Here is a 15,567-nt window from a genome sequence, read left to right on the forward strand (position 1 = left end):
TATATGGCGATGGGTTTTTTGTTGGGTAATGATGGGTTTCGCGCGCTTGATATTCGAGTTCTTGTGAAATCTCTCTCGCGCTATACCCATCCTACGAGAAACATGGACCCGTTTCCCTACTCCGGCTGTATCCCCGCCTTCTTGATAATCTCCCCCCACTTCTTCGACTCGCCCTGCTGGAACTGCGCCAGTTCCGCCGGCGTCGACGTGGCGGGATCGGTCCCGGTCTGCGTATAGAACTGCTTGGCGGCCGCGCTCTGGGTGGCCTTCACCAGCAATTCATTCAGGCGCTTGACCACGTCCGGCGGCGTGCCGGCCGGCGCATAGGCCGCGAACCAGTAACCCATCTCGTAACCCGGCACGCCCGCTTCGGCGATGGTGGGCACGTCGGGCGCCAGGGCGGAGCGCGCCGTGCCGGTCACGCCCAGCGCGCGCAGCTTGCCCGACTTCACCTGGGGCAGGCCGGTGGCGGTGTCGGTGATCATCATGTCGATCTGGCCGCCCAGCAGGTCGGTGACCGCCAGCGGATTGCTCTTGTACGGGACGTGCAGCAGCTGGATGCCGGCCATCTGCTGCAGCAGCTCGCCGGCGATGCGGCTGCTGGAACTGCCGCTGCCGAAGCTCAGCTTGCCTGGCTGCTTCTTGGCCTGCGCCAGGAACTCGCCCACCGTCCTGGCCGGGGAGGTGGGGTTGACCACCATGATCTGGCCGCCCTTGCCCAGCAGGGTCAGCGGCGCGTAGTCCTTGACCGGATCGTAGGTCAGGCTCTTGTACAGGTGCTCGTTGGCGGCATGGGTGGTGTTGGTGGTGATCAGCACCGTATAGCCGTCGGGCGTGGCGCGCGCGCCGGCGGCCGCGCCTATCATGGCGCTGGCGCCCGGCTTGTTCTCGATGACGACGGCCTGGCCGGTCTGTTCGGTGACGCCCTGGCCGATGGCGCGGCCGATCTGGTCGGTGGCGCTGCCGGCCGCGAACGGCACGATGAAGGTGATGGGCTTGGCCGGGAACTGGGCCAGGGCCGGCAGCGGCAGGGCGGCGGCCAGCAGCAGGGCCAGGCGGCCCTTGAAAGCAATGCGCATAGGTGTCTCCTGTGGTGTTTCTTATAAGGACTGCAATCAGGCGGCCGCTGGGCGGTCGCCGGGGATGTCGGGCAGCCGGCTGGCCAGCTCGGGGCTGACGTCCACCGCCATGTCCAGCAAACGGAACGACAGGCTTTTGCCGTGCGTGTCGAGATTCAGTGCGTCGTTGACTCCGCCGTCCAGCACGCCTTCGAGCACCAGATTCATGGCGTGCAGCGTGGGCAGCAGGTAGCGGGTTACCCGCTTCGGGCGCCGGTAGCCGAACCAGGCCGCGACCCGGGCCTCGCTGACCTGGGCGGCCAGCACCTCGTAGCATTCGGGGTCCCAGGCGATCAGGCTGAGATTGGAGATATCGCCCTTGTCGCCGGAACGGCTGTGCGCCAGGCGGTACAGGGGCACGGAAACCAGCTCGGGGCTCATTGCGCGGCCTCCTCGAGAAAAGACCAGCCGCTGGGCACGGCGGCGCGGGGCAGGGTGCAGGACAGCATGTTCAGCCGCGGGCGCAGCGCGGTGCGCACGCCGCCGCCGCCGGCCGGGCCGCAGGTATAGAGCGCGTTGACCTCGCGCAGCACGCTCTCGGCCAGCTTGCGGTCCAGGTGTTCGGTGGCGATGCGCAGGCGCACGTCGCGCGCATGCCCTTCGGGCAGGGCGCGGCGCATCTCGCCGGCGTCGTCGCCCAGGATGCTGATGGCGCCGATCAGGTCGGCGCGCAGCCGCAGCGCCGGATCGACGCGCTTGCGCACGATGTCCGCGGCCAGCCGCGCACGGGCCTCGGCCTGCACGCCCGCGTACGAAATCTCGGCCTCGGCCAGCCAGCCGCCGCGGTAGCAGACGTTCACCTTCAGTTCGTCGGGCCGCGCATGGCCGGTAATGCCGCGCACCGCCACGCGGTCGCCGCCCAGTTCCTCCACCGTAGCCTGGCTCAGATCGGCCACCACGTCCGGCGTCAGATAGCGCGCCGGGTCGTGGACTTCGTACAGCAGCTGTTCCTTGACCGTGCGCGCATCCACCATGCCGCCGGTGGCGTCGGCCTTGCCGATCGTGAACTCGCCGTCGGCATGGATCTCGGCTATCGGGAAACCGGCGGCGTGCACGTCGGGCACGTCCTTCAGGCCCGGCACGCAGAAATAGCCGCCCGTCACCTGCAGGCCGCACTCCAGCATATGGCCGGCCATGGTGGCGCGGCCCAGGCGCGGCCAGTCATCCAGCCGCCAGCCGAAATGGGCCAGCGCCGGTCCCAGCGTCAGCGACGGGTCGGACACGCGGCCGGCCACCACCACCTGCGCGCCCGCGGCCAGCGCCTCGGCGATCTCGGTCGCGCCCAGATAGGCATTGGCGCTGACCACGTCCAGCCCGTCCAGCGCCGTGCCCAGGCGCTGGCGCAGGGCATCGCGCTGCGCGGCGCTGGTGAGCGCGTCGCCATGCACCACCGCGATGCGCGGCGCCGGCAGGCCTTGCTCCCGGGCCAGCGCGGCGATGCGGCGCGCCGCGCCGGCCGGATTGGCCGCGCCGAAATTGCCCACGATGCTGATGCCGTGGCGCAGGCAGTCGCCCAGCACCGGCCCGACCAGTTCGTCCAGCAGCGGCTCGTAGCCGCGTTCCGGGTCGTCGTTGCGGGCCAGCTGCGCCAGCGCCAGCGTGCGCTCGGCCAGGGTCTCGAAGATCAGCACGCCGCCGCCGCGGGCGGCCAGCGTGCGCACCACGGCCGCGGCGCCGTCGCTGCGGTCGCCGGAGAACCCGGACGCGCAGCCGATGAGCAGGGGAGAGCTTGAAGGCATAGAGAAAACCGCCTGGTGAAATCACTGTATGCGGTCACTATAGGCAGCGCCAGCTAATCAGTAAAATAGAAAGATCAGATCAATTCATAAAGAAAAGCCATGAATCTATCTGCCCGCCAGCTGCGCGCCTTCGTGGCCCTGGCCGAAGAAAAGCACTTCACCCGCGCGGCGCAGCGCTGCCATCTGACGCAGCCGGCCTTCAGCGCGCTGATCAGGCAGCTGGAAGACAGCGCCGGCCTGCGCCTGTTCGACCGCGACACCCGCAACGTCGAACTCACCGCCGAAGGGCGCATCCTCGACGCCACCGCGCGGCGGTTGCTGGCCGACATGGAACTGGTGATGGACGACCTGCGCGACCACGCCGCGCGGCGCCGCGGGCGCGTGGCCCTGGCGGCCTTGCCCTCGCTGGCCGCGGGCTGGCTGCCCGGGCTGCTGGCGCGCTTTCGCGAGGCCCACCCCGGCATCGTGGTGGACCTGCGCGACGCGCTGCTCGACCCGTGCCTGGACATGGTGCAGGGCGGCCAGGTGGATTTCGCCGTGGCCTCGCGCCGCCCCGACATGGCCGACCTGGACAGCGAATTCCTGCACGCCGACCGCTATTACCTGGTGTGCCGCGCCGACCATCCGCTGGCGCAGGCCGGCGCCGTCCGGCTGCGCGACATCCTGCGCTATCCTTTGATCCACCTGGCGCGCGGCAGCAGCGTGCGCAAGCATCTGGACCAGGCCTTCGGCGCCGACGCGCCGGCGCCGGTCTTCGAGGTCGAGCACCTGGCCACCGCCACCGGCCTGGTGCGGGCCGGCCTGGGCATTTCGGTGGTGCCCGCCATGACGCTGTTCCATTTCGGCGGCCCGGACCTGCGCATCGTGCCGCTGGCCGGCAAGGCGCTGACCCGGCCGCTCTACCTGGTGCGGCGCAAGGGCCGCACGCTGTCGGTGGCCGCGCAGGCGCTGTACGACCTGCTGCGCGAGCACAGGGGAGATATCGATCAGGGACCGGGCATTCCGCCACTTTCGCGAATGTCTATTGCTGTTTAAACTTCGATAGTTGTAGCTTCTATCCGTCACCCAAGGATTCCGCCCATGAGCAAGCAAATCATCCATACGGACACCGCGCCCGCCGCGGTCGGCCCTTACTCGCAAGCGGTTGCCGCAAGCGGCACCAAGACTGTCTACCTCTCGGGCCAGATCGGCCTCGAACCGGGCACCGGCGACCTCGTCTCCGAGAACTTCGACGCCCAGGTGCGCCAGGCCTTCGCCAACATGCAGGAAGTCATCAAGGCGGCCGGCGGCACGCTCGACAACGTCGTCAAGCTCACGCTGTTCCTGACCGACCTGGGCAAGTTCACCGCCGCCAACGCCATCATGGCCGAGATCATTCCGCAGCCGTTCCCGGCGCGCTCCACCATTGGCGTGGCCAGCCTGCCCAAGGGCGCGCAGTTCGAGGTCGAAGCCATCCTGGTCCTGTAGGACCCGCCCGGGACGTTTCGCACCCAGGGGGTCTATTTCTTCATGCCGGCCGCGGCAGCAGCCTCCAAGCGATCCGGCGCCGACACCCAAGGCGCCGGCAAGGCCATGACGGATACGGAGCGCAAGCTCCGTAACCTGGGCCTGGTGCTGCCCGAGGACTTCGTGCTGCACCTGCCGCTGCGCTACGAAGACGAAACCCGCGTCGTCCCCATCTCCACGCTCAGGCCCGGCTTTCCGGCCCAGGTCGAAGGCGAGATCACCAAATCCGAGGTGCTGTACCGCCCTCGGCGCCAGCTCACCGCCACCCTGGCCGACGAGAGCGGCGAACTCCAATTGCGCTGGCTGAACTTCTATCCCAGCCAGCAGAAACAAGTCACCGTGGGCAAGCGCCTGCGCGCGCGCGGCGAAGTCCGCGGCGGCCTGTTCGGCCGCGAGATGATCCACCCGCGCATGACCAGCGCCGACGCGCCGCTGCCCACCGCGCTGACCCCCGTCTATCCCAGCACCGAAGGGCTGCCGCAACTGACGCTGCGCCGCGCCATCGCGCAGGCGCTGGACCGCGCCGACCTGTCGGACACCTTGCCCGAAGCCGCCCGCGCCCGCTACGACCTGCCGCCTTTCGAGCCCGCCATCCGCGCCTTGCACACCCCCGCCCAGGGAGAATCCGAGGCCGCGCTGCTGGACCGCGTGCATCCGGCCTGGCGGCGCATCAAGTTCGACGAACTGCTGGCCCAGCAGCTCTCGCTGGCGGCCGCGCGCGCCGCGCGCCGCGTCAAGGAAGCCGAGGCGCTACCGGTGCGCAACGAGCCCGGCGGCCTGGTCGCGCGCCTGTACGAAGCGCTGCCGTTCAAGCTCACCGGCGCGCAGCAGCGCGTGGTCCAGGAAATCTCGGCCGACCTGGCCAAGCCTTACCCCATGCACCGCCTGCTGCAAGGCGACGTGGGCAGCGGCAAGACCGTGGTGGCGGCCATCGCCGCCGCCCAGGCCATCGCCGGCGGCGCCCAGGTCGCGCTGATGGCGCCCACCGAAATCCTGGCCGAACAGCACTTCCGCAAGCTGGTGTCCTGGCTGCAGCCGCTGGGGGTCAACGTCGCCTGGCTCAGCGGCAGCCTCACCGCCAAGGCGCGCCGCGAAGCCGCGGCCGCCGCCGCCGACGGCAGCGTGCAACTGGTGGTCGGCACCCAGGCCCTGATCCAGGACCATGTCGAATTCCATCGCCTGGGCCTGTCCATCGTCGACGAACAGCACCGCTTCGGCGTCGGCCAGCGTCTGGCGCTCACCCGCAAGGGGGAAACCGTGCGCGGGCGCATCGTGCCGCATCAACTCAACATGAGCGCCACGCCCATACCCCGCACGCTGGCCATGACCTTCTTCGCCGACCTGGACGTGTCCGTCATCGACGAACTGCCGCCGGGGCGCACGCCGGTCCTGACCAAGCTGGTCTCGGACGCGCGCCGCGAAGAAGTCATCGCCCATATCGCCCAGGCCGCGCGCGGCGGCCAGCAGGCCTACTGGGTCTGCCCGCTGGTCGAGGAAAGCGAGGCGCTGGAGCTGCAAACCGCCGTCGACACCTACGAAGGCATGCGCGCCGACCTGCCGGACCTGCGCATCGGGCTGGTGCACGGCCGCCTGCCGCAAGCCGAAAAAGCCGCCGTCATGCAGGCGTTCCGCGACGGCGACATCGACCTGCTGGTGGCCACCACCGTCATCGAAGTCGGCGTCGACGTGCCCAACGCTTCCCTCATGGTCATCGAGCACGCCGAGCGCTTCGGCCTGGCCCAGCTGCACCAGCTGCGCGGCCGGGTAGGGCGCGGCACCGCCGAATCGGTCTGCGTGCTGCTCTACCAGACCCCGCTGTCGCAGGTCGCGCGCGAACGCCTGCGCGCCATGTTCGAAACCTCCGACGGCTTCGAAATCGCGCGGCGCGACCTGGAGCAGCGCGGCCCGGGCGAATTCCTGGGCACGCGCCAGTCCGGCATGGCGCTGTTGCGCTTCGCCGACCTGGAAACCGACGCCGCCATCGCCGAGGATGCGCGCGACGCCGCCGTATGGCTGCGCGCCGAGTACCCCGAGGCCGTCGAGGCCCACCTGGCGCGCTGGATGCGCGGGCGCGAGGATTTCCTGCGCACATGAACCATTACCTACCGACCGCCGGCGCTGCCGCCGGCGCACAACCCGCGGGGGCGTAGTCCACCATGACTCTCACCGAACTCAAATACATCGTCGCCGTCGCGCGCGAGCGCCACTTCGGCCGCGCGGCCGAGGCCTGTTTCGTCAGCCAGCCCACGCTCTCGGTCGCGATCCGCAAGCTCGAAGACGAACTGGGCGTCACGCTCTTCGAACGCGGCGGCGCCGAAGTCGGCGTCACGCCCATCGGCCAGCGCATCGTCGCCCAGGCGCAGAAAGTGCTGGAAGAGAGCGCGAGCATCAAGGAAATCGCACGCCAGGGCCACGACCCGCTGGCCGGCCCGCTGCGGGTCGGCGTCATCCACACCATCGGCCCGTACCTGCTGCCCAGGCTGGTGCCGGTGCAGATCGCGCGCACCCCGCAGATGCCGCTGCTGCTACAGGAGAACTTCACCGTGCGGCTGGTCGAACTGCTGCGCCAGGGTGAAATCGACTGTGCCATCATGGCCTTGCCGCTACCCGAAGCCGGCCTCGTCATGCAGCCCCTGTACGACGAACCCTTTGTCGTGGCCGTGCCCAATGACCACGAACTGGCGCGGCGCAAGGCCATCGACGCGCAGGACCTCAAGCAGCAGACCATGCTGCTGCTGGGCAGCGGCCACTGCTTCCGCGACCAGGTGCTGGAAGTCTGCCCCGAACTCTCGCGCTTCTCCGCCGCCAGCGACGGAATCCAGCGCACCTTCGAAGGCTCCTCCCTCGAAACCATCCGCCACATGGTGGCCGCCGGCATCGGCGTCACCGTCCTGCCCGTGACCGCCGTGCCCGAGCAGCCGCCGGCCAACAGCCTCTTGCGCTACCTGCCGTTCGAAGGCCAGGTGCCCGAGCGCCGCATCGTGCTGGCCTGGCGCCGCAGCTTCCCCAGGCTGGCCGCCATCGAGGCGCTGGCGCAGGCCGTCTACGCCTGCGAACTGCCCGGCGTCCGGATGCTGACCGACGAAGTCGCGGCGATGCAGGACTGATCGCTTGCGCATCGTCAACACCTGCCGCGCCTGACGGCGCCGGCGCTCAACTTTGCCGCAAATCATCATCCCCGCAGTGGTATTCTTGTTTTGCAATTTCACCAACAGGAGTTAGCAATGGCCAAGTCCCCCAAGAAGACCTCCAGCGTTCCGCGCATCAACATCGGTATCTCGGACAAGGACCGCGCCGCCGTCGCAGGCGAACTGTCCAAACTGCTGGCCGACTCGTACACGCTGTACCTGATGACGCACAACTTCCACTGGAACGTCACGGGACCCATGTTCAACACGCTGCACCTGATGTTCATGACCCAGTACACCGAAGAGTGGAACGCGCTCGACAGCATCGCCGAACGCATCCGCGCACTGGGCCACTACGCGCCCGGCACCTACCGCGAATTCAGCAAGCTCTCGTCCATCTCCGAGCCGGATGCCGTGCCCGAGGCCCTGGAAATGGTGCGCCTGCTGGTCACCGCCAACGAATCCGTCGCCAAGACCGCGCGCGCCGCCTTCGAGAAGGCCGACGCCGCCAACGATCAGCCCACGGCCGACCTGCTGACCCAGCGCCTGGACGTGCATGAAAAGAACGCATGGATGCTGCGCAGCCTGCTTCAATAAAATTTGGTGCGATTCGCTTACAATGGCCGGCCGTCCTTACCGACGGCCGGATCTTTGTGAACCCCGACAATGGCCGCCGAGAGGCGGCCATGTCTATGCGACGTGCCAAAGAAAACGCCCCAGACGCCACCTTCTGCCACCTTCCCATCCGCCGCGCACTGGCTGCGCTGGCTCTGCGCGCCGGTGTGGGTGCTGGCGCTGGCGACCGAAGCCAAATCCTTCAAAGACAATCCCATCCTCGGCAGCCGCAGGCTGAACCGCGCCGGCCTGCACATCGCCCGCGTGCGGCTGGCGCAGCGGCTGGCCGACAGTCGCCGTAAACGCCTGGCCCACCTCCTGGACGAACAGGACCGTAGCGATTTCGACCGCGACGGCTTCATCCTCAAGCCCGATTTCCTGCCCGCGGCCACCCTGGCCGCCGTCGAACGGGAACTGGCCAGCGCCGCCGGCCAGGTGCGGGAAATGGAGCAGGGCGACGCCATCACCCGCCGCATGTCGCTGGACGCCGGCGCGCTCAAACACATGCCGGCCACGCGCCAGCTGCTGCAAGGCGAACAATGGCTGGGGCTGCTCAGCTATGCGGGGTCGTTCCGCTGCCATCCCATGAACTACCTGCAGACCATCCTGGCGCACGCGCGCCCGGCGCCTGCCGACCCGCAGCTGCAGCTGCATTCCGACACCTTCCATCCCACCGTGAAAGCCTGGCTGTTCCTGAACGACGTGGGCGCGGAAGAGGGGCCTTTCGTCTACGTGCCCGGCTCGCACCGCATCAACCGCCGCAGGCTCGCCTGGCTGCGCCGCCAGTCCATCGACGCCTGCACGCTCGACCGCATGAGCGCACGCGGCTCGCTGCGCGTCTCGCGCACCGCGCTGCGCCGCATGGGCTACCCCGAGCCGCGGGCCTTCGCCGTCAAGAAAAACACCCTGGTCGTCGCCGACACCTCCGGCTTCCACGCCCGCGGCGCAAGCCGCCATTCGTCCACCCGCATCGAAATCTGGGGCTACGGCCGCCGCAACCCCTTCCTGCCCTGGACCGGCTGGGACCTCCAGGGCCTGCCCGGCCTGAAGGGCAGGACCGTGCCGCTCTACTGGCGCGCCCGCGACCTGGGCGAAGCCCTGGGCCTGCGCCGCAACCCGTGGCGCCGCGTCGCGCCTACCGATACTGGCCATGAATAGCGTCCACCCCCGTGCCGAAACCCGCGAACCCGGTTTCCCCCGCTGCGTCCTGATCACCGGCGCCACCGGCGGCATAGGCGGCGCCCTGGCGCTCGAATACGCCTCCGCCGGCGCCAAGACCCTGATCCTGCAGGGGCGCAACGCCGACCGCCTGCAGGAACTGCGCGCCGCCTGCCAGGCGCTGGGCGCGCGCGTCCTGACCCACGAACTCGACGTGCGCGACCATGACGCGCTGATGGCCTGGCTGGCCGACGTGTGCGAAGCCGAAATGCCCGAACTCGTCATCGCCAACGCCGGCGTCAACATCAACACCGGCCCGCAGCAGCAAGGCGAACAATGGCGCGACGTGCACCGCCTGCTCGACGTCAACGTCAAAGCCGTATTCGCCACCGTGCACGGCGCGCTGCCCGCCATGCGCAGGCGCGGCCACGGCCAGATCGCCCTCATCAGCTCGCTGGCGGCCTGGCGCGGCCTGCCCGAAACCCCCAGCTACAGCGCCAGCAAAGCCGCCGTCAAAGCCTACGGCGAAGCCATGCGCGACGCCCTGGACGCCGAGGGCATCCGCTTCAACGTCGTCATGCCCGGCTACGTCGAATCCCAGATGTGTTTCGACATGCCGGGCCCCAAGCCTTTCCTCTGGAAAGCCGACAAAGCCGCCCGCGTCATCCGCCGTGGCCTGCAGGCCAACCGCGCCCGCATCAGCTTTCCCTTCCCGCTGAACCTGGGATGCTTCCTGCTCTCCGTCATCCACCCCGCGGTATCCGGCTGGATACTGAAAAGGCTGGGCTACGGTGATTGAAGCCTTCTGGATCCCGCTGCTGCCGCCTTACCTGATAGGACTGGCGCTCACCTGGGCTATCGAAACTCTGCTCGTGCCGCGCCCCGTCGCCCCGTGGCGCCGGCCCGCGGCCGCGCTGGGCGCGCACCTCGGCGTCTGGACCCTGGCCTTCGCGCTCGAACTCGCCCTGTTCCGGCGCCCGTACTTCGCCGTCGCCAACGTCCTGGCCATCCAGCTCCTCATCGTCCTGGTCAACAACGCCAAATACCACGCGCTGCGCGAACCCTTCGTCTACCCCGACTTCGAATACTTCACCGACGCCATCAAGCATCCCCGCCTGTATTTGCCGTTCTTCGGCCTGGCGCGGGCGTTGGCCGCCGGAGGAGGGTACGGCGCCGCCCTGTGGGCCGGACTGGCGCTGGAAGACTCCGTCACCGCGGGCGCCGGCCTGTGGCTGGTATCGTTCGTTGAACTGCCCCAGGAACACCTGTTCGATCCCACCGCGCCGCTCATCCCGTTCTTCGCCCACACCGCCGCGCTGGCCATCGCCGGCCTGGCCCTGGCCGTGCTTGCGGGCAGGCGCAACCCCGTCAGCTTCGACGCCTGCAACGACCTGCGCCGCCTGGGCCTGATCGCGGCCCTCTGGGCCTACGGCCGCGCCGAACGCCAGCCCACCGCAGACCTGCGCAACCGCGCCCCGTTCGCCAACGCCAAACCCCCGGACGTCCTGCCGGACCCGCTGCCCGACCTCGTCGTCATCCAGAGCGAGTCCTTCTTCGACGCCCGCCGCGCCTATCCCCAGATCCTGCGCGAAGACATCCTGGCCAACTTCGACCAGCTCAAATCCGAAGCCATCGCCCACGGCCAATTGAAAGTCCCGGCCTGGGGCGCCAACACCGTACGCACCGAATTCGCCTTCCTGTCGGGCATGGGGCCGGACGAACTGGGCATCCACCAATACAACCCCTACCGCAGACTGGCCGGCCAGGGCTTTCCGACGATCGCGTCATACCTCAAGTCGCTGGGCTACCGCACCGTCTGCGTCCATCCGTACCACCGCAGCTTCTACCGGAGGGACAAGGTCCTGCCGCTGCTGGGATTCGACGAATTCATCGGCATCGAAGCTTTCCAGCACGCCAGACGGGACGGCCCCTACGTGGGGGACAGGGCGCTGGGCGATTACATCGCTCACATGCTGCAACAGGAATCAGACCAACCCTTGTATCTGCACGTGATCACCATGGAGAACCATGGACCGCTGCATTGGGAGAGCGTGGATGAGGCGGATGTGGCGGACGTGTTCAAGGGACCGATGCCGGACGGCTGCCGGGACCTGGTGGCCTATGCGCGGCATCTGCGCAATGCGGATGCGATGTTTGGGAGGGTGAGGGAGGTGCTGATGGGGCGGGGCAGGCCGGCTTCGTTGTGCATCTTTGGGGATCATGTGCCGATCATGCCGGGGGTGTATGCGGAGTTGGGTGAAAGTGAGGGAAAGGCTGACTATGTGGTGTGGCGGCAAGATCAAGGAGGAACGAGGCGGCTTTTTCCTCAGTGTGCCGATACTCTGGGATGTGCCTACCTGAATGCCTCAGCCTTATTGGGCCGGGCTCTACGCTTCGACCTCGTGCCCAATTCCGCGTAGGCACAACAAGAAATATTTAGACTAGTATAGTAACTTATTACAAAGCTCATGTAACCGTGTCCAATTTAAATACAAGTACAATCTTGGCGCTTGCAACCATCACACGAACGAAAGGAAGCCGACATCTACAAAAAGGCGTGAATTAGACTCATTTTGTAGGGTTTTTAATATTAATGATAAATTTTGAAAAACTAAAGTCGAAACGTCTTTTCGTATGGCTTGTAGGGATTCCGCTTGCTCTGGCGATTATTTACTACAGCATTTTCGCGTTGGATCGTTACGTCAGCTTGGCGCAAGTCGCCGTACGTCAGGTTGGAAATAATGAAGCGCCGCAGGTTCCGGGGCTGGCGGTCATGCTCAGTGGACTGAACCCCACATCTCGTGAAGAAACTCTGTATTTGCGCGAGTTTTTGACGTCCCAAGATATGCTGAACGTGTTGCAGAGCAAGCTGGACTGGTCAGCACATTATGCTGGACGGTGGCATGACCCGTTGTTTTGGCTTTCAAGCGACGCAGCGCAAGAAGACTTGCTGGAATACTATCGCCGCATGGTAAGCGCCCATTTTGATGAGCAAACTGGGCTGCTCAGCGTTAGCGTTCAGGCTTTTGATTCCGCCTTCGCGGAAAAAACTCTTAAAGTCATGTTGGGTGAAAGCGAACGATTCGTGAACGAGTTGTCGCATCGGATGGCGCGCGAGCAGATGACATTTGCTCAGAGTGAACTGGCCAAAGCGAGGGCCGTTTATGAAGAGCGTCGCGAAGATATGCTGGCTTTTCAAAGCAATAATAACCTTCTGGATGCTGAAGCGACTGCAAAGGCGCGTGCAGAAATTATTGCTGAATTGGAGGCTAGCCTCACCAAAGAGAGAACTGTTCTCAAAAAACTGTCTGCAACCTTGGATGCCGACACTCCGCAAGTGCGACAACAGCGCAATCGAATTCGCGCACTCGAACAGCAACTGGCCGTCGAGACACAGCGGCTTGTGTCGCAGAAGGGTGGCGACAAACTAAACGTCGTGGCGTCACGTTACCGGAATTTGACGATCGATGCCGCGATAGCGGAAGAAGCTTATAAGTTCGCGGTGAGTTCAGTGGAATCTGCACGAATCGAGGCGAGCAAAAAGTTACGAAGCCTGGTGACTGTGGTTTCCCCAAATGCGCCTGACAAGGCCATATACCCAGAACGCATCTATAACCTAGTAACTCTATTCATTGCGTTGTTGCTCTTGTACGGGATTGCACGATTCGTGATCGCCACAATTGAAGACCACCGCGATTAACTCTTGGCTATTTTCACAATGGATGCACTTTTCTCTCGCTTTTATGTACGAGCATTAGCCCTCTGCATACCGTTGCTCTTGGCTGGCTGCGGTAGCTTGCTGTCTTCGGCCGGGCCCTCACGTCACGCCGTGGCCAACAACGCCGAGAATCAAGGCTACACATTGATCGATTTGAGTGCGCAGACAATCGGACCTTATATGAGGCCCCCGGAATCAGTGCTGAGCAGCGCGGTAGCTTTGCCCTCTGTTCCCGACATTCGCTTGGTCCCAGGTGATGTTTTGCGAGTCATGGTTGCAGATTCGGCAATTGACGGTGCGGTCTTCGCGCCGTTGGCCTCGGGTGGGACCGTTTTTGAAAACGTCCGAATTGATAGTAAAGGCACAATATCGCTACCTTATATTGGGCGTGAAAAAATTTCCGCCAAGACGCCCAACGAAGTGGAAGGTCTGATTCGAAAAAAACTTAAAGGCATCGCTAGCGATCCACAGGTTCAGGTCTCGTTAACAGGAGATTTGTCGGGCTCCGTATTGGTTGTCGGGGCGGTAAAAGCTCCAGGCAGGTTTTCTGCTCTTGAGGGCCCATTAACCTTGCTGGATGCCATCAATAGGGCTGGTGGCCCCGTGTTGGAGCCGCATCTGATCCGCGTAGTAGTTAGAACTGGAAATAAATCCTACCAATTCAACTACGAGGATCTTCTTTCTGGCAAGAATCATGTGTTGCCACCGGGGGCCGAAGTGGTTCTGGAACGTGCTCGAAAGCGTTTCGTCGCAATGGGCGCGGTGGGGGATCCCGGATTGCATGACTTGCCGTCCAGTAATCCGAGTTTGTTAGAGGTGCTTGGCAGCGTGAAAGGACTGAATGAAGCAAAAGCTGACGCTGCGGGAGTTTTTGTATTTCGTCTTGTGGAAGACAAAGCTTCCACTACTGGAGAAACAAGGGCACATGCACAGGTTTTTAGGTTGAATCTGAAAGAGCCTGCCGCGATGTTCCTGGCAAGGCAGTTTTTGGTCAATCCGGAAGATGCAATCTACGTCACCAACGCCGCAGTTTACGAGTGGCAGAAAATCATTTCTCCGATCGTGCAAGTGCTGATGTTGGGCAGAACTATTGAAGGCCTATAAAATTAATCGGCGCTTAGTATATTTAGGTATTAAAGACTGATGAAAAAAAGAGGTTCATTCAAAATAGTACGCGCGGTACTGTTTGCTCTTATTATTCGCGAAGTCCGTGGTAGATTTGGGGCGAATCGTCTTGGTGCGTTCTGGTTTATTTTTGAGCCACTGGCGCATATCACCGTCTTGCTGACAATATTTTCATTGGTTAGGGGGCAAATGAATTATGGCCCACCTCTTCCAATGTTTCTGGCGACTGGCATCATTCCATTCTTATTGTTTAAGAACATCGTGTTAAAGGGAATGGAGGCAGTTGCTGCGAACAAAGCTCTTTTTGCTTATCGACAAATTAAACCAATTGACACCATATTGGCGCGGACAATAGTGGAGTCAGTGCTAATGGCGTGTGTGTATATGGCCATAATCTTCGCTCTTGGATTTTGGGGGGGCTATGACGTCGCGATTCATTTCCCACTTAAATGGGGAATGATGATGCTCATAGGAATTATGCTGTCGTTAGGTTTGGCGCTTATATTCTGCACGATTGGCGAAGCGATGCCGGAGCTAAAAGGGTTTATTAAAATATTGTTTATGCCCTTGTATTTTATTTCGTGCGTAATCCTCCCCGTTTGGGTGTTGCCCCTTAGAATGCGTGAATGGATTTGGTGGAATCCATTTCTTCATCTTATTGATGGAATTCGAGAAGCTACCTTTCTTCATTATCCGCAAGTCAATGGAGTGCGCGCCAGCTATCCTGCCGCTATAGCGGTTGTAGTGCTATTTCTCGGGATTGTGTTGTATCGGTTGCGGCGCGAACAACTGGTGGCAATATGATTAAATTGGATTCGGTAACCAAGTCGTATCGCACTACCGGCGGTAGAAAGTATGTGTTCCGTGATCTATCTATGGAAATCCCCGGGAATAAAAACGTCGCCATTATTGGCCGTAACGGTGCCGGAAAATCTACTCTAATGCGATTGTTGGGCGGGCAAGATACGCCGGATTCCGGAAAAATAATAACGAATAAATCAATTTCATGGCCGGTCGGCTTGTCTGGTGGCTTCCAGGGGTCAATGACTGGGAGACAAAACGTGAAATTTGTAGCCCGAGTATATGGCGCTGAAGGCAGCCGAATGAAGGAAGTCATCGCATACGTCGAAGAGTTTGCAGACGTCGGAGCCTATTTCGATCAACCGGTAAATACATATTCCTCTGGAATGAGAGGACGATTGGGTTTTGGCCTAAGTCTCGCTTTTGATTTTGACTATTATTTGGTTGACGAGGCGATGTCCGTTGGGGACGCACATTTTAAAAAAAAGGCGGCGAATGCATTTCAACAAAAAATTAATAGAGCCAATATTTTACTGGTTACTCATGGGATGAGTCAGGTTCGGTCGATGTGTGACATGGTTATTTTGCTTAAGGATGGTCGACTTACGCGTTTCGACGACGTCGAAGAGGGCATAGCTGCATATAGTCAGGCATAAGCC

General features: G+C 63.3%; 15 protein-coding genes. 12 read left to right on the forward strand and 3 right to left on the reverse strand.

What is annotated here, in order from left to right:
• Positions 1-116: 116 nt before the first annotated feature.
• From AC1IQ6_RS13280 to AC1IQ6_RS13290, 3 genes are read right to left on the reverse strand one after another with little or no spacing between them, the layout of a single operon-like run.
• A complete protein-coding gene (locus AC1IQ6_RS13280; protein ID WP_485866482.1) occupies positions 117-1,079 on the reverse strand; it encodes a Bug family tripartite tricarboxylate transporter substrate binding protein in 963 nt (320 codons plus the stop codon).
• A gap of 36 nt (positions 1,080-1,115) precedes the next feature.
• Positions 1,116-1,499, reverse strand: coding sequence for an AtuA-related protein (locus tag AC1IQ6_RS13285; RefSeq protein WP_111825063.1), 384 nt, complete (start codon positions 1,497-1,499; stop codon positions 1,116-1,118).
• On the reverse strand, positions 1,496-2,857 hold the full coding sequence (locus AC1IQ6_RS13290; protein WP_485866483.1) for an acyclic terpene utilization AtuA family protein: 1,362 nt from the start codon (positions 2,855-2,857) through the stop codon (positions 1,496-1,498). The genes AC1IQ6_RS13285 and AC1IQ6_RS13290 overlap by 4 nt, the downstream gene beginning before the upstream one ends.
• A gap of 99 nt (positions 2,858-2,956) precedes the next feature.
• Here AC1IQ6_RS13290 and AC1IQ6_RS13295 point away from each other — a divergent pair, with 99 nt between their 5' ends.
• The 12 genes from AC1IQ6_RS13295 (at position 2,957) to AC1IQ6_RS13350 (ending at position 15,564) form a co-directional block, all read left to right on the forward strand.
• Positions 2,957-3,892: a LysR family transcriptional regulator gene (locus AC1IQ6_RS13295; protein ID WP_479731725.1), complete on the forward strand. Its 936-nt coding sequence runs from the start codon at positions 2,957-2,959 to the stop codon at positions 3,890-3,892.
• Between the two features lie 45 nt (positions 3,893-3,937).
• A complete protein-coding gene (locus AC1IQ6_RS13300) occupies positions 3,938-4,324 on the forward strand; it encodes a Rid family detoxifying hydrolase (protein ID WP_102771300.1) in 387 nt (128 codons plus the stop codon).
• Positions 4,325-4,366: 42 nt separating this feature from the next.
• Positions 4,367-6,457 (forward strand): ATP-dependent DNA helicase RecG, encoded by a 2,091-nt coding sequence (recG, locus tag AC1IQ6_RS13305; RefSeq protein ID WP_102771299.1) that lies wholly within the window; start codon positions 4,367-4,369, stop codon positions 6,455-6,457.
• 62 nt (positions 6,458-6,519) lie between these two features.
• Entirely contained in the window at positions 6,520-7,470 is a 951-nt protein-coding gene (locus AC1IQ6_RS13310; RefSeq protein WP_102771298.1) for a LysR substrate-binding domain-containing protein, read from the forward strand.
• Positions 7,471-7,587: 117 nt separating this feature from the next.
• Positions 7,588-8,088: a Dps family protein gene (locus AC1IQ6_RS13315; protein WP_102771297.1), complete on the forward strand. Its 501-nt coding sequence runs from the start codon at positions 7,588-7,590 to the stop codon at positions 8,086-8,088.
• A 102-nt stretch (positions 8,089-8,190) separates the two neighbouring features.
• A complete protein-coding gene (locus AC1IQ6_RS13320) occupies positions 8,191-9,264 on the forward strand; it encodes a phytanoyl-CoA dioxygenase family protein (protein ID WP_485866484.1) in 1,074 nt (357 codons plus the stop codon).
• A complete protein-coding gene (locus tag AC1IQ6_RS13325; RefSeq protein ID WP_102771296.1) occupies positions 9,257-10,063 on the forward strand; it encodes an SDR family NAD(P)-dependent oxidoreductase in 807 nt (268 codons plus the stop codon). Before AC1IQ6_RS13320 ends, AC1IQ6_RS13325 begins: the two co-directional genes overlap by 8 nt.
• Positions 10,056-11,684: an LTA synthase family protein gene (locus AC1IQ6_RS13330; protein WP_485866485.1), complete on the forward strand. Its 1,629-nt coding sequence runs from the start codon at positions 10,056-10,058 to the stop codon at positions 11,682-11,684. The genes AC1IQ6_RS13325 and AC1IQ6_RS13330 overlap by 8 nt, the downstream gene beginning before the upstream one ends.
• 173 nt (positions 11,685-11,857) lie before the next feature.
• Positions 11,858-12,964 carry a KpsE/RkpR family capsule polysaccharide export protein gene (locus AC1IQ6_RS13335; protein ID WP_485866486.1) on the forward strand — a complete coding sequence of 369 codons (1,107 nt, stop codon included), beginning with the start codon at positions 11,858-11,860 and terminating at the stop codon, positions 12,962-12,964.
• 129 nt (positions 12,965-13,093) lie between these two features.
• The gene (locus AC1IQ6_RS13340; protein WP_485866487.1) at positions 13,094-14,086 is read left to right on the forward strand and encodes a polysaccharide biosynthesis/export family protein; all 993 of its coding nucleotides are present in this window, start codon (positions 13,094-13,096) and stop codon (positions 14,084-14,086) included.
• A gap of 39 nt (positions 14,087-14,125) precedes the next feature.
• On the forward strand, positions 14,126-14,911 hold the full coding sequence (locus tag AC1IQ6_RS13345; protein ID WP_485866488.1) for an ABC transporter permease: 786 nt from the start codon (positions 14,126-14,128) through the stop codon (positions 14,909-14,911).
• The gene (locus tag AC1IQ6_RS13350) at positions 14,908-15,564 is read left to right on the forward strand and encodes an ABC transporter ATP-binding protein (RefSeq protein WP_485866489.1); all 657 of its coding nucleotides are present in this window, start codon (positions 14,908-14,910) and stop codon (positions 15,562-15,564) included. The genes AC1IQ6_RS13345 and AC1IQ6_RS13350 overlap by 4 nt, the downstream gene beginning before the upstream one ends.
• Positions 15,565-15,567 lie beyond the last annotated feature (3 nt).

It is taken from the genome of Achromobacter sp. MUI-25009338 (assembly GCF_057359325.1).